The organism is Streptococcus mitis (assembly GCF_001579045.1).
Taxonomy (GTDB): domain Bacteria; phylum Bacillota; class Bacilli; order Lactobacillales; family Streptococcaceae; genus Streptococcus; species Streptococcus mitis_D.
This window is the reverse complement of sequence record NZ_KQ970265.1, coordinates 110776-135347: the sequence shown is the minus strand read 5'-3', so window position 1 is coordinate 135347 and position 24572 is coordinate 110776. Positions and strand designations below refer to the sequence as shown.

Sequence of the window (24572 nt, the reverse complement as noted above, 5' to 3'; positions counted from 1 at the left end):
AACGAATGAAAAAAGAACAAATTCCCAATCTCTTAACAATAGGTCGAATTCTCTTTATACCTATTTTTATCTTTATTTTAACGATAGGAAATTCGATAGAGAGTCATATAGTGGCAGCTATTATCTTTGCTATTGCCAGTATTACCGACTATTTAGATGGATATTTAGCTCGTAAATGGAATGTAGTCAGTAATTTCGGTAAATTTGCAGATCCTATGGCGGATAAACTACTAGTTATGTCGGCTTTTATTATGTTGATTGAGCTAGGTATGGCTCCGGCTTGGATTGTTGCAGTGATCATCTGTCGTGAGTTGGCTGTGACAGGTTTAAGGCTTTTACTGGTTGAAACTGGCGGAACAGTCTTAGCAGCAGCAATGCCTGGAAAAATTAAAACTTTCAGTCAGATGTTTGCGATTATTTTCTTGCTATTACACTGGACTTTGCTTGGTCAAGTTCTACTTTATGTAGCCTTGTTTTTCACTATCTACTCTGGCTATGATTATTTCAAGGGTAGTGCCTATGTATTTAAAGGGACATTTGGTTCGAAATGAAATCAGTAGTTGATGTAAAAAATCTTTCTTTTCGTTATAAGGAAAGTCAAGAATACTATGATGTGAAGGATATTACGTTTCACGTGAAACGTGGAGAATGGCTTTCGATTGTAGGACATAATGGTAGTGGCAAATCAACGACGGTTCGATTGATTGATGGCTTACTGGAAGCGAAATCTGGAGAGATTGTAATAGATGGCCAACGGTTGACTGAGGAAAATGTTTGGGATATACGTCGTCAAATCGGTATGGTTTTTCAAAATCCAGACAATCAATTTGTTGGAGCGACTGTTGAAGATGATGTTGCCTTTGGTTTGGAAAATCAGGGACTTTCTCGTCAAGAAATGAAAAAGAGAGTGGAAGAAGCTCTGGCTTTAGTTGGCATGTTGGACTTTAAAAAGAGAGAGCCGGCGCGTCTATCAGGTGGCCAAAAGCAACGTGTGGCCATTGCAGGTGTTGTAGCCCTAAGACCAGCTATTTTAATCTTAGATGAAGCAACAAGTATGTTGGATCCTGAGGGACGTAGAGAACTGATTGAGACAGTAAAAGGAATTCGGAAAGACTATGATATGACGGTCATTTCCATTACCCATGATTTGGAAGAAGTTGCCATGAGTGATCGTGTGTTGGTCATGAAAAAAGGGGAAATTGAATCAACCAGTAGCCCAAGAGAACTTTTCTCTCGAAATGATTTGGATCAAATTGGATTAGACAATCCTTTTGCTAATCAATTAAAATATTCTTTGAGCCAGAATGGCTATGATTTACCTGAAAATTATTTGACAGAAAGTGAGCTAGAGGATAAGCTATGGGAATTGCTCTAGAAAATGTGAGTTTTACATATCAAGAAGGTACTCCCTTAGCTTCAGCAGCTTTGTCGGATGTTTCTTTGACGATTGAAGATGGTTCTTATACAGCTTTAATCGGGCACACAGGTAGTGGTAAATCAACTATTTTACAACTCTTAAATGGTTTATTGGTGCCAAGTCAAGGGAGTGTACGAGTTTTTGATACCTTAATCACTTCGACTTCTAAAAATAAAGATATTCGTCAAATTAGAAAACAGGTTGGCTTGGTGTTTCAGTTTGCTGAAAATCAGATCTTTGAAGAAACGGTTTTGAAGGACGTTGCTTTTGGACCGCAAAATTTTGGAGTTTCTGAAGAAGATGCGGAGCGGATTGCGCGTGAGAAACTGGCTCTGGTTGGAATTGATGAATCACTTTTTAATCGCAGCCCATTTGAGCTGTCAGGTGGACAAATGAGACGTGTCGCCATTGCAGGCATACTTGCCATGGAGCCAGCTATATTAGTTTTAGATGAGCCCACAGCAGGCCTAGATCCTCTAGGGAGAAAAGAGTTGATGACTCTGTTCAAAAAACTCCACCAGTCAGGGATGACTATTGTTTTGGTAACGCATTTGATGGATGATGTTGCCGAATATGCGAACCAAGTCTATGTGATGGAAAAGGGACGTCTAGTTAAGGGTGGTAAGCCAAGTGATATCTTTCAAGATGTTGTCTTTATGGAAGAAGTGCAGTTGGGAGTACCTAAAATTACGGCCTTTTGTAAACGATTGGCTGATAGAGGCGTATCATTTAAACGATTACCGATTAAGATAGAGGAGTTCAAGGAGTCGCTAAATGGATAGTATGATTTTGGGGCGTTATATCCCAGGGGATTCGATTGTTCACCGGTTGGATCCACGTAGCAAATTGCTGGCTATGATGCTACTGATTTTGATCGTTTTTTGGGCTAATAATCCCTTGACGAATTTGATTCTTTTTATAGCAACAGGGATATTTATTGCCTTGTCAGGAGTATCTCTTTCATTTTTTATTCAGGGCTTGAAATCTATGTTTTTCTTGATTGCCTTCACAACTTTTTTTCAACTTTTTTTCATTTCTAATGGGAATGTTTTATTTGAGTTTTCGTTTGTGAGAATCACGGATTATGCTTTGCAACAAGCTGGAATTATTTTTTGTCGCTTTGTATTGATCATTTTCTTTTCAACTTTGTTAACCTTAACGACCATGCCCTTAAGTTTGGCCTCAGCTGTCGAAGCTTTATTAGCACCTTTAAAGCGTGTGAAAGTTCCAGTTCATGAAATTGGATTGATGCTGTCCATGAGTCTACGTTTTGTCCCAACCTTGATGGATGATACGACGCGGATTATGAATGCACAGAAAGCGCGTGGAGTGGATTTTGGTGAAGGAAGTATCGTTCAAAAAGTAAAGGCTATGATTCCTATTTTGATTCCTCTTTTTGCGACAAGTTTAAAACGTGCAGATTCCTTGGCTATCGCCATGGAAGCGCGTGGTTATCAGAGTGGAAAAGGTAGAAGTCAATACAGACAATTGAAATGGACTCGAAAGGATACGCTAGCAATTCTTGTTGTTCTCGTACTTGGTTGTTGTTTATTTTTCTTAAAATCTTAGTAGATTTCAGGAATTGATAAAAAAGTTACTGTAACAGTTTTTGATATAAAGGTAGGGATATGAACCGTTTTAAAAAATCAAAATATGTCATTATTATTTTTGTCACTGTTCTGCTTGTCTCAGCTCTCTTAGCTACGACTTATTCAAGTACAATTGTGACAAAATTAGGAGATGGAATTTCATTGGTTGATAGAGTTGTGCAAAAACCTTTTCGGTGGTTTGATTCTGTCAAATCAGATTTGGCACATTTGACACGAACATATAATGAAAATGAAAGTTTGAAGAAACAGATTTACCAATTAGAAGTTAAATCAAATGAGGCGGAAAGTTTAAAGACGGAAAATGAACAATTGCGTCAATTGCTTGATATGAAGTCTAAATTGCAAGCCACAAAGACTTTAGCAGCAGATGTTATTATGCGTTCTCCAGTATCTTGGAAGCAGGAGTTGACCTTAGATGCAGGGAAATCAAAAGGGGCTTCTGAGAATATGTTAGCTATTGCAAATGGTGGCTTGATTGGGAGTGTTTCAAAAGTAGAGGACAACTCTACTATAGTCAACCTTCTGACAAATACGGAAAATGCTGATAAGATTTCTGTTAAAATTCAACACGGCACTACCACAATTTATGGAATTATTGTTGGCTACGACAAGGAAAATGAAGTTCTTAAAATTAGCCAATTAAATAGCAATAGCGATATTAGTACAGGCGATAAGGTGACAACGGGTGGATTAGGAAACTTTAACGTTGCGGATATTCCTGTTGGTGAAGTGGTTGCCACAACGCATAGTACAGACTATTTGACGCGAGAAGTAACTGTTAAATTGAGTGCAGATACTCATAATGTGGATGTGATAGAATTAGTGGGGAATTCATGATGAGACAGTTGAAGCGGGTTGGAGTGTTTTTATTACTTCCTTTCTTTGTTCTAATTGACGCCCATATTAGCCAGCTTCTGGGCTCATTTTTCCCCCATGTACATTTGGCTAGTCATTTTCTGTTTTTATTTCTCTTATTTGAGACGATAGAAGTATCAGAGTATCTCTACCTAGTCTATTGTTTTGTGATAGGCTTGGTTTACGATGTTTACTTTTTCCATTTAATAGGGATTGCAACTCTCTTATTTATCTTGTTGGGAGCCTTTCTTCATAAATTGAATAGTGTTATTTTGTTGAATCGTTGGACACGAATGCTAGCCATGATTGTCCTGACATTCCTGTTTGAAATGGGTAGTTATCTTTTGGCTTTTATGGTAGGGCTGACAGTGGATAACATGTCGATTTTTATAGTCTATAGCTTGGTACCGACGATGATTTTAAATTTTTTATGGATTACTGTTTTTCAATTTATTTTTGAAAAATATTATCTATAAGAACGACATATAAATGTAACAAAGGCGTAATATTTATTGGAGTTTTTTTTGGTATACTAGTATTGTCTTTAAAAGAAGGAGTATCTACGTAATATGAAGAAAAAAATCTTAGCGTCACTTTTATTAAGTACAGTAATGGTTTCCCAGGCAGCAGTATTGACGACTGCGCATGCAGAAACTACTGATGACAAAATTGCTGCTCAAGATAATAAAATTAGTAACTTAACAGCACAACAACAAGAAGCCCAAAAACAAGTTGACCAAATTCAGGAGCAAGTATCAGCTATTCAAGCTGAGCAATCTAACTTGCAAGCTGAAAATGATAGATTACAAGCAGAATCTAAGAAACTCGAGGGTGAGATTACAGAACTTTCTAAAAACATTGTTTCTCGTAACCAATCTTTGGAAAAACAAGCTCGTAGTGCTCAAACAAATGGAGCCGCAACTAGCTACATCAATACAATCGTAAACTCAAAATCAATTACAGAAGCTATTTCACGTGTTGCTGCAATGAGTGAAATCGTATCTGCGAATAACAAAATGTTAGAACAACAAAAGGCAGATAAAAAAGCTATTTCTGAAAAACAAGTAGCAAATAATGATGCTATCAATACTGTAATTGCTAATCAACAAAAATTAGCTGATGATGCTCAAGCATTGACTACGAAACAGGCAGAACTAAAGGCTGCTGAATTGAGTCTTGCTGCTGAGAAAGCGACAGCTGAAGGGGAAAAAGCAAGTCTATTAGAACAAAAAGCAGCTGCTGAGGCAGAGGCTCGTGCAGCAGCAGCAGCAGAAGCGGCTTATAAAGAAAAACAAGCTAGCCAACAACAATCAGTACTTGCTTCAGGTAATACAAACCTAACAGCACAGGTACAAGCAGTATCTGAATCTGCAGTAGCACCTGTTCAGGCTAAAGTACGTCCAACATATAACACAAATGCCTCAACTTATCCAATTGGTGAATGTACATGGGGAGTAAAAACCTTGGCACCTTGGGCTGGAGACTACTGGGGTAATGGAGCACAGTGGGCTACAAGTGCAGCAGCAGCAGGCTTCCGTACAGGTTCAACACCTCAAGTCGGAGCAATTGCATGTTGGAATGATGGTGGATATGGTCACGTAGCGGTTGTTACAGCTGTTGAATCAACAACACGTATCCAAGTATCTGAATCAAATTATGCTGGGAATCGTACAATTGGAAATCACCGTGGATGGTTCAATCCAACAACGACTTCTGAAGGTTTTGTGACATATATTTATGCAGACTAATTAGAGAGAGGGACTCGAATAGAGCCCTCTTTTTCAGATTTTACTAGGGACAATCCCTATTAAAAATTATATCAAAATAGCTTGAAAATGTTGGAAAAGTATGGTAAAATGAAAATTGTCGTGTGAACGATAATACTCATTCTTGATGAATTGTGAAGCAGTTGCCCTTGGGTCGTTTTGCAAGTTGAAGTCAAGAAGAGGAAAAAAACAAAAAGGAGAAATACTCATGGCAGTAATTTCAATGAAACAACTTCTTGAGGCTGGTGTACACTTTGGTCACCAAACTCGTCGCTGGAACCCTAAGATGGCTAAATACATCTTTACAGAGCGTAACGGAATCCACGTTATCGACTTGCAACAAACTGTAAAATACGCTGACCAAGCATACGACTTCATGCGTGATGCGGCAGCTAACGATGCAGTTGTATTGTTCGTTGGTACTAAGAAACAAGCAGCTGATGCAGTTGCTGAAGAAGCAGTACGTTCAGGTCAATACTTTATTAACCACCGTTGGTTGGGTGGAACTCTTACAAACTGGGGAACAATCCAAAAACGTATCGCTCGTTTGAAAGAGATCAAACGTATGGAAGAAGATGGAACTTTCGAAGTTCTTCCTAAGAAAGAAGTTGCACTTCTTAACAAACAACGTGCACGTCTTGAAAAATTCTTGGGTGGTATCGAAGATATGCCTCGTATCCCAGATGTTATGTACGTAGTTGACCCACATAAAGAGCAAATCGCTGTTAAAGAAGCTAAGAAATTGGGAATCCCAGTTGTAGCGATGGTTGACACCAACACTGATCCAGATGATATCGATGTAATCATCCCAGCTAACGATGACGCTATCCGAGCTGTTAAATTGATTACAGCTAAATTGGCTGACGCTATCATCGAAGGACGTCAAGGTGAAGATGCAGCAGCGGTTGAAGCAGAATTTGCAGCTTCAGAAACTCAAGCAGATTCAATTGAAGAAATCGTTGAAGTTGTAGAAGGCGACAACGCTTAATTCATGTAAATAGTAATTACCTAGGAGGGCGGGGCTTAGCCCGGCTCTCCTATTTTTAAAAAATATAGGAGAATCAAAATGGCAGAAATTACAGCTAAACTTGTAAAAGAGTTGCGTGAAAAATCTGGTGCCGGTGTTATGGACGCTAAAAAAGCGCTTGTAGAAACAGACGGTGACATCGAAAAAGCGATTGAATTGCTTCGTGAAAAAGGTATGGCTAAGGCAGCTAAGAAAGCTGACCGTGTTGCTGCAGAAGGTTTGACTGGTGTTTACGTTAACGGTAATGTTGCAGCAGTTATTGAAGTAAACGCTGAAACTGACTTCGTTGCGAAAAATGCTCAATTCGTTGAATTGGTAAATACTACAGCTAAAGTTATTGCTGAAGGAAAACCTGCTAATAATGAAGAAGCACTTGCTTTGACAATGCCTTCAGGTGAAACTCTTGAAGCTGCATACGTATCTGCAACAGCAACTATCGGAGAAAAAATCTCATTCCGTCGCTTTGCATTGATTGAAAAAACAGATGCACAACACTTTGGAGCATACCAACATAACGGTGGACGTATCGGTGTTATTTCAGTTGTTGAAGGTGGAGACGAAGCACTTGCTAAACAATTGTCAATGCACATCGCAGCGATGAAACCAACAGTTCTTTCTTACAAAGAATTGGATGAGCAATTCGTTAAAGATGAGTTGGCACAATTGAACCACGTAATCGACCAAGACAATGAAAGTCGTGCAATGGTTAACAAACCAGCTCTTCCACACTTGAAGTATGGATCAAAAGCTCAATTGACTGATGAAGTGATTGCGCAAGCTGAAGCTGACGTCAAAGCTGAATTGGCTGCAGAAGGTAAACCAGAAAAAATCTGGGACAAAATCATCCCAGGTAAAATGGATCGCTTCATGCTTGACAACACTAAAGTTGACCAAGCTTACACACTTCTTGCACAAGTATACATCATGGATGACAGCAAAACAGTTGAAGCATACCTTGAATCAGTTAACGCTTCAGTAGTTGAGTTCGCTCGCTTTGAAGTTGGTGAAGGTATCGAAAAAGCTGCAAATGACTTCGAAGCTGAAGTTGCAGCTACAATGGCAGCAGCCTTGAATAACTAATAAGAAAAAGGAAGCCAAATTGCTTCCTTTTTCTATGCAGTCGCTTTTTATAGGGAGATGTTCCTATTTTTAAGGTATAAATAAAAAGCCCTATAATAAGGGCTAAGTGTATTTAGGAGACTACACTTCAAATTCATAGAGTGCTGTAGAGAGATAACGTTCACCGTTATCTGGTGCTAGAGCAAGAACTTTTTTACCTGTACCTAATTTTTTGGCAACCTCGATGGCTCCGTAGATAGCTGCAGCTGAAGAGATACCTACAAGGAATCCTTCTTTTCCACCAATTTCACGGCCGAGTGCTAGTGCATCGTCTGATGTTACACGAACGATACCATCATAAGCCTTTGTATCCAGTGTATCAGGAATAAATCCAGCTGAGATACCTTGAATTTTGTGTGGTCCAGGTTTTTCACCAGATAGAATAGCAGATTCGTCTGCCTCTACTGCAAAAACTTGAATGCTTGAATTTGCTGATTTGAGTGCATGAGAAACACCAGAAATCGTTCCACCAGTACCAACTCCAGCAACAAAGGCATCTAATCCATCTTTACCGAAAGCAGCTAATATCTCAGCTCCTGTTGTTCTTTCGTGTACTTCTGGATTAGCTGGATTGTCAAATTGAAGAGGAAGGAAACCATCACGTTCAGCAGCGATTTCTTGAGCTTTAGCAATAGCACCTTTCATTCCTTCGCTACCAGGAGTTAGGACGAGTTCAGCTCCATAAGCTTGGATAATCTTACGTCGTTCTACACTCATAGTTTCAGGCATAACGATGACAACTTTATATCCTTTAGCAGCACCTACCCATGAAAGTCCAATACCAGTGTTTCCACTTGTTGCTTCAACAATTGTAGAACCTGGTTTCAGAATACCGTCTTGTTCAGCTTTTTCAATCATGCTAAGAGCAATACGATCTTTTACAGAAGAACCAGGGTTGAATGCTTCAAGTTTTACATAGACGTCTGCAGCCCCTTCTGGCACGATGTTGTTGAGTTTAACAATCGGAGTTTGACCGATTAATTCAGTAATGTTGTTATAAATAGACATATGAATACCTCTTTGTATAAGATATTTCTAGTATAACGCTATCTATACCATTTGTAAAATATAGAAATCCTATCGAAGTGATAGGATTTTTTTATATCATAGGTCTAAGCAGTTAATTTTCAAGCGATTGTGATAAGCTAATTCTAGTAAATAGGTGTAAAGTGGAACGATATCTGTTTTCTTTTTGAATTGCTTCATTTTCTAGTGGGTCTTGGCAAGTATCTTTTTATGTTGCTAATTAAAGTAGTGGTGAGAATGTCAGTGAAACACTGCATTATCTATTATTTACACTAAGTTTACAGGAACTTCAACTTCTCGTAAACCTTGATCAGTTAAAGTGACTTTTCCATTAAAAAACTCTACAAGTGCAGCTTTAATAGTTTCTGTTTCTTCTTTATCAACATAAATCATCGTATAGACTTGATCTGTAAAGTTTGTATCCAGTTCCATGAGATCATGTTCTTTAAGGAAGTTACTGTATTCTTGGTACTGAGCGTAAGACATTTGAATAGCAATGCCAGCTTGTTCTTTTATTTCAATGATGCCAATTTCTTTGACAGCTAAGGCGACACTGCCGGCGTAAGCACGAATCAGTCCTCCAGCGCCTAGTTTAATACCACCAAAGTAGCGTGTCACTACCACACAGATATTGGTGAGATTGTGATTTTCTAGTACCCCAAGCATGGGAACGCCAGCAGTACCACTAGGTTCACCATCATCACTTGTCCGTTTGATTTCACTACGTTCCCCAATAATGAAGGCAGAGCAGTTATGCGTAGCTTTGTAGTGCTCTTTCTTGATGGCAGTAATGAAGTCACGAGCCTCTTCTTCGCTATAAACACGCTTGGCATGACAGATAAAGCGGGATTTTTTGATTTCTTCTTGGACTTGTCCGTCCTCTATAATTGTTCTAAATTCCATGATTTAATTGTACTAAAAAATCATCTAAAGCGCTAGGTTTTTACGAATAAAGAAGTATGAAAGTAAATCCAAATTATCTCGGTCGTTTGTTTACTGAGAATGAATTAACTAAAGAGGAATGTCAGTTAGCAGAGAAACTTCCAGCAATGAGAAAGGAGAAGGGGAAACTTTTCTGTCAACGTTGTGATAGTGCTATTTTAGATGAATGGTATTTGCCCATCGGTGCTTACTATTGTAGGGAGTGTTTACTGATGAAGAGAGTTAGGAGTGATCAATCTTTATACTATTTTCCGCAGGAGGATTTTCCGAAGCAAGATGTTCTTAAGTGGCGTGGTCAATTAACTCCTTTTCAAGAGAAGGTATCAGAGGGACTGATTCAAGCAGTAGACAAGCAAGAGCCAACTTTAGTTCATGCGGTGACAGGGGCTGGAAAGACAGAAATGATTTATCAAGTTGTGGCTAAGGTGATTAATAGGGGTGGTGCAGTTTGTTTGGCTAGTCCTCGCATAGATGTTTGTTTGGAGCTGTACAAGCGCCTGCAGCAGGATTTTGCTTGCAAGATATCTTTACTACACGGAGAATCAGAGCCGTATTTTCGAACACCACTAGTTGTTGCGACGACCCATCAGTTATTGAAGTTTTATCAAGCTTTTGATTTGCTGATAGTGGATGAAGTGGATGCCTTTCCTTATGTTGACAATTCTACGCTTTACCATGCTGTCAAGAATAGTGTAAAGGAGAATGGCTTGAGAATCTTTTTAACAGCAACTTCTACCGATGAGTTAGATAAAAAGGTCCGTTTAGGAGAACTAAAAAGACTGAGTTTACCGAGACGGTTCCATGGGAATCCATTGATTATTCCTAAGCCAGTTTGGTTATCGGATTTTAATCGCTATTTAGATAAGAAGTGTTTGTCGCCAAAGTTAAAGTCCTATATTGATAAGCAGAGAAAGACAGCTTATCCGTTACTCATTTTTGCTTCAGAAATTAAGAAAGGGGAGCAGTTAAAAGAAATCTTACAGGAGCAATTTCCAAATGAGAAAATTGGATTTGTCTCTTCTATCACAGAAGATCGATTAGAGCAGGTACAAGCTTTTCGAGATGGAGCACTGACAATACTTATCAGTACGACAATCTTGGAGCGTGGGGTTACCTTCCCTTGTGTGGATGTTTTCGTAGTAGAGGCCAATCATCGCCTTTTTACCAAGTCTAGCTTGATTCAGATTGGTGGACGAGTTGGGCGAAGTATGGATAGACCGACAGGAGATTTGCTTTTCTTCCATGATGGGTTAAATGCTTCAATCAAGAAGGCGATTAAGGAAATTCAGATGATGAATAAGGAGGCTGGTCTATGAAGTGCTTGTTATGTGGGCAGATTATGAAGACTGTTTTAACTTTTAGTAGTCTATTACTTCTGAGGAATGATGATTCTTGTCTTTGTTCAGACTGTGATTCTACTTTTGAAAGAATTGGGGAAGAGAACTGTCCAAATTGTATGAAAACAGGTTTGTCAACAAAGTGTCAAGATTGTCAACTTTGGTGTAAAGAAGGAGTTGAAGTCAGTCATAGAGCGATTTTTACTTACAATCAAGCTATGAAGGATTTTTTCAGTCGGTATAAGTTTGATGGGGATTTCCTGTTAAGAAAAGTTTTCGCTTCATTTTTAAGTGAGGAGTTGAAAAAGTACAAAGAGTATCAATTTGTTGTAATTCCCCTAAGTCCTGATAGATATGCTAACAGAGGATTTAATCAGGTTGAGAGCTTGGTAGAGGCAGCAGGCTTTGAGTATCTGGATTTATTAGAGAAAAGAGAAGAGAGAGCCAGTTCTTCTAAAAGTCGCTCAGAGCGCTTGGGGACAGAACTTCCTTTCTTTATTAAAAGTGGAGTCACTATTCCTAAAAAAATCCTACTTATAGATGATATCTATACTACAGGAGCAACTATAAATCGTGTTAAGAAACTGTTGGAAGAAGCTGGTGCTAAGGATGTAAAAACATTTTCCCTTGTAAGATGAGGAAAAAATTTGCAAAAATAAAATGAAAGCGTTATAATGAAATCAGAAAAACAAAAATGTTTAGAAAGAAGGTACTCATATGATTAAATATAGTATCCGTGGTGAAAACCTAGAAGTAACAGAAGCAATTCGTGATTATGTAGTTTCTAAACTCGAAAAGATCGAAAAGTATTTTCAAGCTGAACAAGAGTTGGATGCTCGAGTTAACTTGAAGGTGTATCGTGAAAAAACTGCTAAAGTGGAGGTGACGATTCCACTTGGTTCAATTACTCTTCGTGCAGAAGATGTGTCTCAAGATATGTATGGTTCAATTGACCTTGTAACCGATAAAATTGAACGTCAGATTCGTAAAAATAAAACAAAAATCGAGCGTAAAAATAAAAATAAGGTAGCAACTAGTCAATTATTTACAGATGCTTTGGTGGAAGATCCAAATGTTGTCCAATCTAGAGTTGTTCGTTCAAAACAAATTGATTTAAAACCAATGGATTTGGAAGAAGCTATTCTACAGATGGATTTGTTGGGACATGATTTCTTTATCTATGTGGATGTTGAAGATCAAACAACTAATGTGATTTATCGTCGTGAAGATGGCGAAATTGGTTTGTTAGAAGTTAAAGAATCTTAATTTCAATATGTGTAAAGGGAGGTTTACTGAATTGTAAACCTCCTTTTTCTTATAATTGATAGAATTACTGATTACACTTTTAAAAAGTCGCTTTTTGGTGGTTATTATGGTATAATGGGTGCCAAGAGGTTTGGAATGAAAAAATTTTATGTAAGTCCTATTTTCCCCTTAATATTAGGAATAGTGGCGTTCGGAGTGCTATCTGTGCAACTTGTTTTTGTAACGAATACACTGGTAACGCTATTTCTTTTCCTACTTATTTTGGGTTCATATAGTTTATTATTCATTCATCAGAGAGACTACTACTCAAGGAGTGAAGTAGAACAAATCCAGTATGTAAACCACCAAGCTGAAGAAAGTTTGACAACCTTGTTAGAACAGATGCCTGTTGGAGTTATTAAATTAGACTTGTCGTCAGGTGAAGTTGAATGGTATAATCCTTATGCTGAATTGATTTTGACTAATGAAGTGGGCGAGATTGATGTTGCATTAATTCAAACAATTATAAAGGCGTCTGTGGGGAATCCAGGTTCTTATGCCACCTTAGGTGAAATCCGTTATTCGGTTCATATGGACAAGGTATCTGGAGTTCTTTATTTCTTTGATGTGTCTGGAGAATACGAAGCGACTGTTGAGTTAGTGACAAGTCGACCTGTGATTGGGATTGTTTCTGTTGACAACTACGATGACTTAGAAGATGAAACATCGGAGTCTGATATCAGTCATATTAATAGTTTTGTAGCCAATTTTGTTTCAGAATTTGCTGGAAAACATGCCATGTTCTCCCGTCGAGTGAGTATGGACCGTTTTTATCTATTTACGGATTATACGGTACTTGAGGGATTGATGAATGATAAATTTTCTGTTATTGATGCTTTCAGAGAAGAGGCGAAACAGAGACAGCTGCCTTTGACCTTAAGTATGGGATTTTCTTATGGTGATGGAAATCATGATGAGATAGGGAAAGTTGCATTGCTCAACCTGAACTTGGCTGAAGTGCGTGGTGGAGACCAGGTGGTTGTCAAGGAGAATGACGAAACGAAAAATCCAGTTTATTTTGGTGGTGGGTCTGCTGCCTCAATCAAGCGTACACGGACTCGTACGCGCGCTATGATGACAGCTATTTCAGATAAGATTCGGAGTGTGGATCAGGTTTTTGTAGTTGGCCACAAAAATCTAGATATGGATGCTTTGGGCTCTGCTGTAGGTATGCAGTTGTTTGCCAGCAATGTGACTGAAAATAGCTATGCTATTTATGACGAAGAACAAATGTCACCAGATATTGAACGAGCTGTTTCATTCTTAGAAAAAGAAGGAGTTACGAAGTTGTTGTCTGTTAAGGATGCAATGGGGATGGTGACCAATCGTTCTTTGTTGATTCTTGTAGACCATTCAAAGACAGCTTTAACTTTATCAAAAGATTTTTATGATTTGTTTACCCAAACTATTGTTATTGACCACCATAGAAGGGATCAGGATTTCCCAGATAATGCAGTTATTACTTATATTGAAAGTGGTGCAAGTAGTGCTAGTGAGTTGGTAACGGAATTGCTACAGTTCCAGAATTCTAAGAAAAATCGTTTGAGTCGTATGCAAGCAAGCGTCTTGATGGCTGGTATGATGTTAGATACTAAAAATTTCACCTCACGGGTGACTAGTCGGACATTTGATGTTGCTAGCTATCTTAGAACGAGAGGAAGTGATAGTATTGCTATCCAGGAAATGGCTGCGACAGATTTTGAAGAATATCGTGAGGTAAATGAACTTATTTTACAGGGGCGTAAATTAGGTTCAGATGTACTAATAGCAGAGGCTAAGGACTCGAAATGCTATGACACAGTTGTTATTAGTAAGGCAGCAGATGCCATGTTAGCTATGTCAGGTATTGAAGCGAGTTTTGTTCTTGCGAAGAATACACAAGGATTTATCTCTATCTCAGCTCGAAGTCGTAGTAAACTGAATGTACAACGAATTATGGAAGAGCTGGGAGGTGGAGGCCACTTTAATTTAGCAGCAGCTCAAATTAAGGATTTAACCTTGTCGAAAGCAGGTGAAAAACTGACAGAAATTGTATTAAACGAAATAAAGGAAAAGGAGAAAGAAGAATGAAAGTCATCTTTTTAGCAGATGTTAAAGGAAAAGGTAAAAAAGGCGAAATTAAGGAAGTACCAACAGGATATGCACAAAACTTTCTTATCAAAAAGAACCTAGCTAAAGAAGCGACTGCTCAAGCGGTAGGTGAGCTTCGTGGTAAACAAAAATCTGAAGAAAAAGCTCACGCTGAGATGATTGCAGAAGCAAAAGCAATTAAAGCACAACTTGAAGCAGAAGAAACTGTTGTAGAATTTGTTGAAAAAGTTGGTCCAGATGGCCGTACTTTTGGTTCAATTACGAATAAGAAGATTGCAGAAGAATTGCAAAAGCAATTTGGAATTAAAATTGATAAACGTCATATTCAAGTACAAGCTCCGATTCGAGCGGTTGGTTTGATTGATGTGCCAGTGAAAATCTATCAAGATATCACAAGTGTAATCAATCTTCGTGTGAAAGAAGGATAAATTTACATCTTCTTGACAAGATTGTAAAAGGAAGGGAAGTCTGATGGCAGAAGTAGAAGAGTTACGAGTACAACCTCAAGATATCTTAGCTGAGCAATCCGTTTTAGGGGCTATCTTTATTGATGAGAGTAAGCTTGTTTTTGTGCGAGAATATATTGAGTCTCGGGACTTTTTTAAGTATGCCCATCGCTTGATTTTCCAAGCCATGGTTGATTTATCCGATCGTGGCGATGCCATAGATGCAACAACGGTTCGTACTATTCTTGATAATCAAGGCGATTTACAGAATATTGGTGGCTTGTCTTACCTGGTTGAAATTGTCAATTCTGTGCCAACTTCTGCTAATGCGGAGTATTATGCTAAAATTGTTGCAGAAAAGGCTATGCTACGGCGATTAATCTCCAAGTTGACAGAGTCTGTCAATCAAGCTTACGAGGCTTCGCAACCAGCTGATGAAATTATTGCTCAGGCAGAAAAAGGTCTGATTGATGTCAGCGAAAATGCTAATCGAAGTGGATTTAAGAATATTCGAGATGTGTTGAATGTCAACTTTGGAAATCTGGAAGCTCGCTCGCAACAAACGACCGATATTACAGGTATTGCGACAGGCTATCGTGACTTGGATCGTATGACGACTGGATTTCATGAGGAGGAGTTGATTATCCTAGCAGCCCGTCCGGCGGTTGGTAAGACAGCCTTTGCCTTGAATATCGCTCAGAATATTGGGACCAAGTTGGACAAAACGGTTGCTATTTTTTCACTCGAAATGGGTGCGGAAAGTCTAGTGGATCGTATGTTGGCGGCAGAAGGTTTGGTAGAATCGCATTCTATCCGTACGGGTCAATTGACTGATGAGGAGTGGCAAAAATATACCATTGCTCAAGGGAATCTAGCGAATGCAAGTATCTATATCGATGATACGCCAGGGATTCGGATTACAGAGATTCGTTCTCGCTCACGCAAACTTGCTCAAGAAACGGGTAATCTTGGTTTGATTTTGATAGATTACTTGCAGCTTATCACGGGAACTGGTCGGGAAAATCGTCAACAAGAGGTTTCAGAAATTTCACGTCAGTTGAAAATCCTAGCCAAGGAACTGAAAGTTCCAGTAATTGCTCTAAGTCAGCTTTCTCGTGGTGTAGAACAACGTCAGGACAAGAGACCGGTCTTGTCTGATATTCGTGAATCTGGGTCTATTGAGCAGGATGCTGATATCGTAGCTTTTCTCTATCGTGACGATTACTATGAGCGTGGTGGTGCAGAAGAGGAAGGCATACCAAATAATAAGGTAGAAGTTATTATCGAGAAAAACCGTAGTGGAGCTCGTGGAACGGTGGAATTAATTTTCCAAAAAGAATACAATAAATTTTCAAGTATCTCAAAGAGGGAGGCATAAGATGTCAGATGCATTTACAGATGTAGCCAAGATGAAAAAAATCAAAGAAGAAATCAAGGCACATGAGGGACAAGTCGTAGAAATGACTTTGGAGAATGGTCGTAAGCGCCAAAAAAATAGATTAGGTAAGCTAATTGAAGTTTATCCATCCCTATTTATCGTGGAATTTGGGAATGTGGAAGGAGATAAACAAGCTAATGTTTACGTTGAATCCTTTACTTACTCAGATATCCTTACTGAAAAGAATTTGATTCATTATCTGGACTAAAGTGAGAAATTTTCTCACTTTTTCTTTTTTTTCCGAATAGTTTAAGTGAAGGTAATCTTCGATTTATATTATTTTTCAAGGAGGAAGAATGAAAGTTTTACCATTCAAAGTAACAGAGACAGGATTTTCTTTGAGAAAATCAGTTAAAAAGGTTGTTCCTTTTTTAGTAGTAGGATTGATGCTAGCAGCGAGTGATAGTGTATATGCCTATTCTGGAGGAAATGGATCGATTGCGCGTGGGGATGATTATCCTGCTTACTATAAAAATGGGAGTCAGGAGATTGATCAGTGGCGCATGTATTCTCGTCAGTGTACTTCTTTTGCAGCCTTTCGTTTGAGTAATGTCAATGGTTTTGAGATTCCAAGGGCTTATGGAAATGCGAATGAATGGGGGCATCGTGCTCGTCGTGAAGGCTATCGTGTAGATAATACACCGACGATTGGCTCCATTGCTTGGTCTACTGCAGGAACTTATGGGCATGTTGCCTGGGTGTCAAATGTAATGGGAGATCAGATTGAGATCGAGGAATATAACTATGGTTATACAGAAGCCTATAATAAACGAATTATAAAAGCAAATACGATGACAGGATTTATTCATTTTAAAGATTTGGCTGGTGGCAGTGTTGGGAATAGTCAAACCTCAGCTTCAACAGGAGGAACACATTATTTCAAGTCTAAGGCTGCTATCAAAAATCAGCCTCTAGCTAGCGCAACTGCGATTGATTACTATTATCCTGGGGAGACTGTTCATTATGATCAAATTCTCGAAAAAGATGGATACAAGTGGTTGAGTTATACATCTTATAACGGAAGTCGTCGTTATATCCAGCTAGAAGGAGTGGCTTCTTCACAAAATTATCAGAACCAATCAGGGAATAGCTCTAATTATAGCTCAAATAATGGATTGACTGTTGGTTGGAAAAAAATAAATGGTAGTTGGTATCACTTCAAATCAAATGGTTCTAAATCAACGGGATGGCTGAAAGATGGTTCTAGCTGGTATTATTTGAAATCATCTGGCGAAATGCAGACAGGATGGTTAAAGGAAAATGGCTCGTGGTATTATCTGGATAGTTCAGGGGCAATGAAAACAGGCTGGTATCAAGTTTCTGGTAAGTGGTATTATTCTTACTCTTCAGGCGCCTTAGCTGTCAATACGACGGTGGATGGCTACAGAGTAAACAGTGATGGAGAACGAGTATAGAAAATTGGAGTAGGAAATTTTTCCTGCTCTTTTCTGTAAGCAGTTTCCTTGACATTTTTCTTATTTTGCGCTATCATATATCTATGTAATATATGGGAGTCTGTGTACAGTCTGAGAGGAAGTGTTAAACTTCGACCGCACCTGATCTGGGTAATGCCAGCGTAGGGAACGATACTTAGTCTATTCTGCACCTTTTCCATATATGGTAAAGGTTTTTCTTTTTGTCAAAGGAAAATGAGAAGAGGAGGTTTTTATGAAAGCAAGCATTGCCTTGCAAGTTTTACCCCTATCGCAGGGGATTGATCGGATAGCTGTTATCGATCAGGTCATTGCTTATCTGCAAGCTCAAGAAGTGACCATGGTGGTGACACCATTTGAAACGGTCTTGGAAGGGGAGTTTGATGAGCTCATGCGCATTCTCAAAGAAGCGCTGGAAGTGGCAGGGCAGGAGGCAGATAATGTCTTTGCCAATGTCAAAATAAATGTAGGAGAGATTTTAAGTATTGATGAGAAACTTGAAAAGTATACTGAGACGACACATTAGTCTATTGGGTTTTCTAGGGGTCTTGTCAATCTGGCAGTTAGCAGGTTTTCTTAAACTTCTCCCCAAGTTTATCCTGCCGACACCTTTTGAAATTCTCCAGTCCTTTGTGCGTGATAGAGAATTTCTCTGGCACCATAGCTGGGCGACCTTGAGAGTGGCTTTATTGGGACTGATTTTGGGAGTCTTGATTGCCTGTCTCATGGCTGTGCTCATGGATAGTTTGACTTGGCTCAATGACCTGATTTACCCTATGATGGTGGTCGTTCAGACTATCCCGACCATTGCCATAGCTCCTATCCTGGTATTGTGGCTCGGTTATGGGATTTTGCCCAAGATTGTCTTGATTATCTTGACGACAACCTTCCCCATCATCGTCAGCATTTTGGACGGTTTTAGGCATTGTGACAAGGATATGCTGACCTTGTTTAGTCTGATGCGGGCCAAGCCTTGGCAAATCCTGTGGCATTTTAAAATTCCAGTCAGCCTGCCTTACTTTTATGCAGGTCTGAGGGTCAGTGTCTCCTACGCCTTTATCACAACAGTGGTATCTGAGTGGTTGGGAGGCTTTGAAGGACTAGGTGTCTACATGATTCAGTCCAAGAAACTGTTTCAGTATGATACCATGTTCGCGATTATTATTCTGGTATCGGTTATCAGTCTTCTTGGTATGAAGTTGGTCGATATTAGTGAAAAATATGTTATTAAATGGAAACGTTCGTGAGATAAGAATGTTTCAAAAAAGAAAAGAGGAAATTGAAATGAAGAAAACATGGAAAGTGTTTTTAACTGTTTTAACAGCTCTTGTAGCTGTTGTGCTTGTGGCCTGTGGTCAAGGAACTGCTTCTAAGGACAACAAAGAAGCAGAAGTCAAGAAAATTGACTTTATCCTAGACTGGACACCAAATACCAACCACACAGGGCTTTATGTTGCCAAGGAAAAAGGTTATTTCAAAGAAGCTGGAGTGGATGTTGACTTGAAATTGCCACCAGAAGAAAGTTCTTCTGACTTGGTTATCAATGGCAAGGCACCATTTGCAGTGTATTTCCAAGATTACATGGCTAAGAAGTTAGAAAAAGGTGCAGGAATTACTGCTGTTGCAGCTATCGTAGAGCACAATACATCAGGAATCATCTCTCGTAAATCTGACAATGTAAGCAGTCCAAAGGACTTGGTTGGTAAGAAATACGGAACTTGGAATGACCCAACGGACTTGCTATGTTGAAAACCTTGGTAGAATCACAAGGTGGAGACTTTGAGAAGGTCGAAAAGGTACCAAATAACGATTCAAACTCTATCACACCGATTGCCAATGGCGTCTTTGACACTGCCTGGATCTACTATGGTTGGGATGGTATCCTTGCCAAATCTCAAGGCCTAGACGCTAACTTCATGTACTTGAAAGACTACGTTAAGGAGTTTGACTACTACTCACCAGTTATCATTGCAAACAACGACTATTTGAAAGGTAACAAAGAAGAAGCTCGCAAAGTCATCCAAGCCATTAAAAAAGGCTACCAATATGCCATGGAGCATCCAGAGGAAGCAGCCGATATCCTCATCAAGAATGCACCTGAACTCAAGGAAAAACGTGACTTTGTCATCGAATCTCAAAAATACTTGTCAAAAGAATACGCAAGCGACAAGGAAAAATGGGGTCAATTTGATGCAGCTCGCTGGAACGCCTTCTACAAATGGGATAAAGAAAATGGTATCCTTAAAGAAGACTTGACAGACAAAGGCTTCACTAATGAATTTGTGAAATAATGACAGAAATTAGATTAGAACAGGTCAGCTATGCCTATGGTCAGGAAGGGATTTTAGAGGACATCAACCTGCAGGTGACTTCAGGTGAAGTGGTTTCTATCCTAGGCCCAAGCGGTGTTGGAAAGACCACTCTCTTTAACCTAATCGCTGGGATTTTAGAAGTCCAGTCAGGGCGAATCGTTCTGGACGGTGAGGAAAATCCCAAGGGGCGCGTGAGTTATATGCTACAAAAGGATCTGCTCTTGGAGCATAAGACGGTGCTTGGCAATATCATACTGCCTCTTTTGATTCAAAAGGTGGATAAGGCAGAAGCCATTGCTCGCGCAGATGAAATACTTGCTACCTTCCAGTTGACGGCCGTGCGGGATAAGTATCCTCATGAGTTGAGTGGTGGGATGCGTCAGCGTGTGGCCTTGCTTCGGACCTACCTTTTCGGGCACAAGCTCTTTCTCTTGGATGAGGCCTTTAGCGCCTTAGATGAGATGACCAAGATGGAACTCCACGCCTGGTACCTTGAGATTCATAAGCAGTTGCAACTAACGACCCTGATCATCACACATAGTATCGAGGAGGCGCTGAATCTCAGCGACCGCATCTATATCTTGAACAATCGCCCTGGCCAGATTGTTTCAGAAATTAAACTAGATTGGTCTGAAGATGAGGACAAGGAAGTCCAAAAGATTGCCTACAAACGTCAAATTTTAGCGGAATTAGGCTTAGAATAAGTAGAGAAATAGGGAGAGTAAATGAAGGATAAAAAATCAGATATCGTATTTGCATTTTGAAAATAATTCATTTATAATGAAAAGAGAAGTTATACTATCTATAATCTTAACAACTCTGTTAAACGTAATAATTAAGAATCAATAATTCTATTCAAAAAACTATAAATCATATTTAAAAGCAATATATCATCAAAAATTAGATTAGTAATAAAAATAATAATATCTCACAAAAAATTAATAGCACAGTGCCTATAGAAAATAGAGTAGCGACAAAAACAAAACCAGAAAAAAGTAAATTAATGAACTTAAAAACTAAAAATATTTTTAATCAATTGCTTTAAGAGATGTTACTATTTTAGAAAATGACTTCTATTATTTTTTTAGAGGTGATATATGAATTTAATATATATAAAAGGCATTGTAAAAGCAGTTTTAATAATTGGTCTCCTAACTGCTTTGTTTGTACTTTATGTAAGTTCTTCGATTTCACTAGCTATTCTGGGATTTGGAATGATTGCCGTTCTGGGTATAGTGGTCCTAGTGTTAGCGTTTCTATACGAAATTAAAAATAGACCGTAATAAGCTACAACTCAAAAGTCGGATTATAGTATCTAACTTTTGAGTTTTTTTGTGGAATTTTCAAGAAAAACTAAGGCGAATTAATGCCAAAGTATTTTTTAAAAAAGTCAGTATTTCCAATGGTTAAGCCTTAAAAATTTGACTTATAGAGTGTTAAATGATAGTATAGTCAAAGATAGTCAAGGTTTAAAGAGAGAGGTGGGTTTGTAATGAGATTTAAAAATACATCGGATCATATTGAGGCCTACATCAAGGCGATTTTAGATCAATCTGGAATTGTGGAGTTGCAACGGAGTCAGTTGGCAGATACTTTTCAGGTTGTTCCTAGTCAGATTAACTACGTGATCAAGACACGCTTTACGGAAAGTAGAGGCTACTTGGTTGAAAGTAAGCGTGGTGGCGGAGGCTACATTCGTATAGGACGGATTGAGTTTTCTAGTCATCATGAAATGCTCCGAGAGCTGCTTTATTCGATTGGTGAGCGGGTCAGTCAAGAAATTTATGAAGATATTCTGCAGCTTTTGGTTGAGCAGGAATTGATGACCAAGCAGGAGATGAATTTGCTAGTATCAGTAGCTTTGGATCGCGTTCTAGGAGAAGAAGCTCCAGTCCTTCGAGCTAATATGCTACGACAGGTCATACAAGAGGTAGATAGAAAAGGGAAGTAAGATGAACTATTCAAAAGCATTGAATGAATGTATCGAAAGTGCCTACATGGTTGCTGGCCATTTTGGAGCTGCTTATCTAGAGTCTTGGCACTTGTTGATTGCCATGTCCAATCACAGTTATAGTGTGGCAGGGGCAACTTTAAATGATTATCCATATGAAATGGACCGTTTAGAAGAGGTCGCTTTGGAACTGACTGAAACGGACTATAGCCAGGATGAAACCTTTATGGAATTGCCGTTTTCTCATCGTTTGCAGGTCCTTTTTGATGAAGCGGAATATGTGGCGTCAGTGGTTCATGCTAAGGTGCTGGGGACAGAGCATGTCCTCTATGCGATTTTGCATGATGGCAATGCCTTGGCGACTCGTATCTTGGAGAGGGCTGGTTTTTCTTATGAAGACAAGAAAGATCAGGTCAAGATTGCTGCTCTTCGTCGAAATCTAGAAGAGCGTGCAGGCTGGACTCGTGAAGATCTCAAGGCTTTACGCCAACGCCATCGTACAGTAGCTGACAAGCAAAATTCCATGGCCAATATGATGGGCATGCCGCAGACTCCGAGTGGTGGTCTCGAGGACTATACGCATGATTTGACAGAGCAAGCGCGTTTTGGCAAGTTAGAACCAGTCATCGGTCGGGACAAGGAAATCTCGCGTATGATTCAAATCTTGAGTCGGAAGACTAAGAACAACCCTGTCTTGGTTGGGGATGCTGGTGTCGGGAAAACAGCCTTGGCGCTTGGGCTCGCTCAGCGTATTGCTAGCGGTGATGTGCCTGCGGAAATGGCTAAGATGCGCGTGTTAGAGCTTGATTTGATGAATGTCGTTGCAGGGACACGTTTCCGTGGTGACTTTGAAGAGCGCATGAACAATATCATCAAGGATATTGAAGAAGATGGTCAAGTCATCCTCTTTATCGACGAACTCCACACTATCATGGGTTCTGGTAGTGGGATTGACTCAACTCTGGATGCGGCCAATATCTTGAAACCAGCCTTGGCGCGTGGAACTTTGAGAACGGTTGGTGCTACAACTCAGGAAGAATACCAAAAACACATTGAAAAAGACGCAGCTCTTTCTCGTCGTTTCGCCAAAGTGACGATTGAAGAGCCAAGTGTAGCAGACAGCATGACCATTTTGCAAGGCTTGAAGGCGACTTATGAGAAACATCACCGTGTGCAAATCACAGATGAAGCGGTTGAAACAGCCGTTAAGATGGCCCATCGTTACTTGACTAGTCGCCATTTGCCAGACTCTGCTATCGATCTCTTGGATGAGGCAGCAGCAACAGTGCAAAATAAGGCAAAGCATGTAAAAGCAGACGATTCAGGTTTGAGTCCAGCTGACAAGGCCTTGATGGATGGCAAGTGGAAACAGGCAGCCCAGCTAATCGCAAAAGAAGAGGAAGTACCTGTCTATAAAGACTTGGTGACAGAGTCTGATATTTTGACCACCTTGAGTCGCTTGTCAGGTATCCCCGTTCAAAAACTGACTCAGACTGATGCCAAGAAATACTTAAACTTGGAAGCTGAACTGCACAAACGTGTCATCGGTCAAGATCAAGCTGTTTCAAGTATTAGCCGTGCGATTCGCCGCAACCAGTCAGGGATTCGCAGTCACAAGCGTCCGATTGGTTCCTTTATGTTCCTAGGACCGACAGGTGTTGGGAAGACTGAATTGGCCAAGGCTCTGGCAGAAGTTCTTTTTGACGACGAATCAGCCCTTATCCGCTTTGATATGAGTGAGTATATGGAGAAATTTGCAGCTAGCCGTCTCAATGGAGCTCCTCCAGGCTATGTGGGTTATGAAGAAGGTGGGGAGTTGACCGAGAAGGTTCGCAACAAACCCTATTCCGTTCTCCTCTTTGACGAAGTAGAGAAGGCTCACCCAGACATCTTTAATGTTCTCTTGCAGGTATTGGATGACGGTGTCTTGACCGATAGCAAGGGCCGCAAGGTTGACTTTTCAAATACCATTATCATCATGACGTCAAATCTTGGTGCGACAGCCCTTCGTGATGACAAGACAGTTGGTTTTGGGGCAAAGGACATTCGTTTTGATCAGGAAAATATGGAAAAACGCATGTTTGAAGAGCTGAAAAAAGCTTATAGACCTGAGTTTATTAACCGTATTGATGAAAAGTTGGTCTTCCATAGCCTGTCTAGTGACCATATGCAGGAAGTGGTGAAGATTATGGTCAAACCTTTAGTGGCAAGTTTGGCTGAAAAAGGCATTGACTTGAAATTACAAGCTTCAGCTCTGAAATTGTTAGCAAATCAAGGATATGACCCAGAGATGGGAGCTCGTCCACTTCGCAGAACCCTACAAACAGAAGTGGAAGACAAGTTGGCAGAACTTCTTCTTAAGGGAGATTTGGTGGCAGGCAGCACACTTAAGATTGGTGTTAAAGCAGGCCAGTTAAAATTTGATATTGCATAAAAATGGAGAATCAGGAGCAATCTTGATTCTCTTTTTTGCTACTTTTTTATAAAAAACAATAAA

24 protein-coding genes, 2 pseudogenes and 1 riboswitch are annotated in these 24572 nt (G+C 39.6%); of the genes and pseudogenes, 23 read left to right on the top strand and 3 right to left on the bottom strand.

The window, feature by feature from the left end:
* Window positions 1–5: 5 nt before the first annotated feature.
* The 9 genes from pgsA to tsf all read left to right on the top strand — a co-directional run bounded on the left by pgsA (window position 6) and on the right by tsf (window position 7755).
* A complete protein-coding gene (gene pgsA, locus SMIDD28_RS10045) occupies window positions 6–551 on the top strand; it encodes a CDP-diacylglycerol--glycerol-3-phosphate 3-phosphatidyltransferase (RefSeq protein WP_000712127.1) in 546 nt (181 codons plus the stop codon).
* On the top strand, window positions 548–1375 hold the full coding sequence (locus tag SMIDD28_RS10040; RefSeq protein WP_061425829.1) for an energy-coupling factor ABC transporter ATP-binding protein: 828 nt from the start codon (window positions 548–550) through the stop codon (window positions 1373–1375). The genes pgsA and SMIDD28_RS10040 overlap by 4 nt, the downstream gene beginning before the upstream one ends.
* On the top strand, window positions 1360–2199 hold the full coding sequence (locus tag SMIDD28_RS10035; protein WP_061425828.1) for an energy-coupling factor transporter ATPase: 840 nt from the start codon (window positions 1360–1362) through the stop codon (window positions 2197–2199). The genes SMIDD28_RS10040 and SMIDD28_RS10035 overlap by 16 nt, the downstream gene beginning before the upstream one ends.
* Entirely contained in the window at window positions 2192–2986 is a 795-nt protein-coding gene (locus SMIDD28_RS10030) for an energy-coupling factor transporter transmembrane component T family protein (RefSeq protein WP_061425827.1), read from the top strand. Before SMIDD28_RS10035 ends, SMIDD28_RS10030 begins: the two co-directional genes overlap by 8 nt.
* Window positions 2987–3045: 59 nt before the next feature.
* Window positions 3046–3864, top strand: coding sequence for a rod shape-determining protein MreC (mreC, locus tag SMIDD28_RS10025; protein ID WP_061425826.1), 819 nt, complete (start codon window positions 3046–3048; stop codon window positions 3862–3864).
* The gene (gene mreD, locus SMIDD28_RS10020; protein WP_049511280.1) at window positions 3864–4358 is read left to right on the top strand and encodes a rod shape-determining protein MreD; all 495 of its coding nucleotides are present in this window, start codon (window positions 3864–3866) and stop codon (window positions 4356–4358) included. The genes mreC and mreD overlap by 1 nt, the downstream gene beginning before the upstream one ends.
* 93 nt (window positions 4359–4451) lie before the next feature.
* Window positions 4452–5630 (top strand): peptidoglycan hydrolase PcsB, encoded by a 1179-nt coding sequence (gene pcsB / locus SMIDD28_RS10015; protein WP_061425825.1) that lies wholly within the window; start codon window positions 4452–4454, stop codon window positions 5628–5630.
* A 226-nt stretch (window positions 5631–5856) separates the two neighbouring features.
* Complete coding sequence (rpsB, locus tag SMIDD28_RS10010) at window positions 5857–6636, top strand: 30S ribosomal protein S2 (RefSeq protein ID WP_014017378.1); 780 nt, start codon at window positions 5857–5859, stop codon at window positions 6634–6636.
* 78 nt (window positions 6637–6714) lie between these two features.
* Window positions 6715–7755, top strand: coding sequence for a translation elongation factor Ts (tsf, locus tag SMIDD28_RS10005; protein ID WP_033689577.1), 1041 nt, complete (start codon window positions 6715–6717; stop codon window positions 7753–7755).
* 120 nt (window positions 7756–7875) lie between these two features.
* Here the strand turns inward: tsf and cysK are convergent, their stop codons facing one another.
* The 3 genes and pseudogenes from cysK to SMIDD28_RS09995 all read right to left on the bottom strand — a co-directional run bounded on the left by cysK (window position 7876) and on the right by SMIDD28_RS09995 (window position 9723).
* Window positions 7876–8802 (bottom strand): cysteine synthase A, encoded by a 927-nt coding sequence (gene cysK / locus SMIDD28_RS10000; RefSeq protein ID WP_000029885.1) that lies wholly within the window; start codon window positions 8800–8802, stop codon window positions 7876–7878.
* A gap of 96 nt (window positions 8803–8898) precedes the next feature.
* Window positions 8899–8994, bottom strand: a pseudogene (locus SMIDD28_RS12360) (PH domain-containing protein); the annotation flags it as partial.
* Between the two features lie 93 nt (window positions 8995–9087).
* Window positions 9088–9723, bottom strand: a complete 636-nt coding sequence (locus tag SMIDD28_RS09995) for a YigZ family protein (RefSeq protein WP_061425824.1) — start codon at window positions 9721–9723, stop codon at window positions 9088–9090.
* A gap of 56 nt (window positions 9724–9779) precedes the next feature.
* On the opposite strand from SMIDD28_RS09995, the gene SMIDD28_RS09990 reads away from it, so the two are divergent.
* The 14 genes and pseudogenes from SMIDD28_RS09990 (at window position 9780) to SMIDD28_RS09920 (ending at window position 24509) form a co-directional block, all read left to right on the top strand.
* The gene (locus tag SMIDD28_RS09990) at window positions 9780–11078 is read left to right on the top strand and encodes an ATP-dependent helicase ComFA (protein WP_061425823.1); all 1299 of its coding nucleotides are present in this window, start codon (window positions 9780–9782) and stop codon (window positions 11076–11078) included.
* Window positions 11075–11737 carry a ComF family protein gene (locus SMIDD28_RS09985; RefSeq protein WP_061425822.1) on the top strand — a complete coding sequence of 221 codons (663 nt, stop codon included), beginning with the start codon at window positions 11075–11077 and terminating at the stop codon, window positions 11735–11737. The genes SMIDD28_RS09990 and SMIDD28_RS09985 overlap by 4 nt, the downstream gene beginning before the upstream one ends.
* Window positions 11738–11816: 79 nt before the next feature.
* Entirely contained in the window at window positions 11817–12365 is a 549-nt protein-coding gene (gene hpf / locus SMIDD28_RS09980) for a ribosome hibernation-promoting factor, HPF/YfiA family (RefSeq protein ID WP_000599100.1), read from the top strand.
* Window positions 12366–12500: 135 nt separating this feature from the next.
* Complete coding sequence (locus SMIDD28_RS09975; protein WP_061425821.1) at window positions 12501–14474, top strand: GGDEF domain-containing protein; 1974 nt, start codon at window positions 12501–12503, stop codon at window positions 14472–14474.
* Window positions 14471–14923 carry a 50S ribosomal protein L9 gene (gene rplI / locus SMIDD28_RS09970; protein ID WP_000864214.1) on the top strand — a complete coding sequence of 151 codons (453 nt, stop codon included), beginning with the start codon at window positions 14471–14473 and terminating at the stop codon, window positions 14921–14923. The genes SMIDD28_RS09975 and rplI overlap by 4 nt, the downstream gene beginning before the upstream one ends.
* 43 nt (window positions 14924–14966) lie before the next feature.
* The gene (gene dnaB, locus SMIDD28_RS09965; protein ID WP_061425820.1) at window positions 14967–16319 is read left to right on the top strand and encodes a replicative DNA helicase; all 1353 of its coding nucleotides are present in this window, start codon (window positions 14967–14969) and stop codon (window positions 16317–16319) included.
* 1 nt (window position 16320) lies between these two features.
* Window positions 16321–16587, top strand: coding sequence for a Veg family protein (locus SMIDD28_RS09960; protein ID WP_001278169.1), 267 nt, complete (start codon window positions 16321–16323; stop codon window positions 16585–16587).
* 88 nt (window positions 16588–16675) lie between these two features.
* Window positions 16676–17794, top strand: a complete 1119-nt coding sequence (gene cbpD, locus SMIDD28_RS09955; protein WP_061425819.1) for a choline binding-anchored murein hydrolase CbpD — start codon at window positions 16676–16678, stop codon at window positions 17792–17794.
* An 82-nt stretch (window positions 17795–17876) separates the two neighbouring features.
* Window positions 17877–17979, top strand: a riboswitch (TPP riboswitch).
* Window positions 17980–18047: 68 nt separating this feature from the next.
* The gene (locus SMIDD28_RS09950; protein ID WP_004235758.1) at window positions 18048–18338 is read left to right on the top strand and encodes a thiamine-binding protein; all 291 of its coding nucleotides are present in this window, start codon (window positions 18048–18050) and stop codon (window positions 18336–18338) included.
* Window positions 18301–19059: an ABC transporter permease gene (locus SMIDD28_RS09945; protein ID WP_196756377.1), complete on the top strand. Its 759-nt coding sequence runs from the start codon at window positions 18301–18303 to the stop codon at window positions 19057–19059. Before SMIDD28_RS09950 ends, SMIDD28_RS09945 begins: the two co-directional genes overlap by 38 nt.
* Before the next feature lie 37 nt (window positions 19060–19096).
* Window positions 19097–20103 (top strand): annotated as a pseudogene (locus tag SMIDD28_RS09940) (ABC transporter substrate-binding protein).
* Window positions 20103–20828, top strand: coding sequence for an ABC transporter ATP-binding protein (locus SMIDD28_RS09935; RefSeq protein WP_061425818.1), 726 nt, complete (start codon window positions 20103–20105; stop codon window positions 20826–20828). Before SMIDD28_RS09940 ends, SMIDD28_RS09935 begins: the two are co-directional and overlap by 1 nt.
* Window positions 20829–21616: 788 nt before the next feature.
* Window positions 21617–22075, top strand: a complete 459-nt coding sequence (locus SMIDD28_RS09925) for a CtsR family transcriptional regulator (protein WP_001211277.1) — start codon at window positions 21617–21619, stop codon at window positions 22073–22075.
* Between the two features lies 1 nt (window position 22076).
* A complete protein-coding gene (locus SMIDD28_RS09920) occupies window positions 22077–24509 on the top strand; it encodes an ATP-dependent Clp protease ATP-binding subunit (RefSeq protein ID WP_061425816.1) in 2433 nt (810 codons plus the stop codon).
* The last annotated feature ends 63 nt before the right edge of the window (window positions 24510–24572 follow it).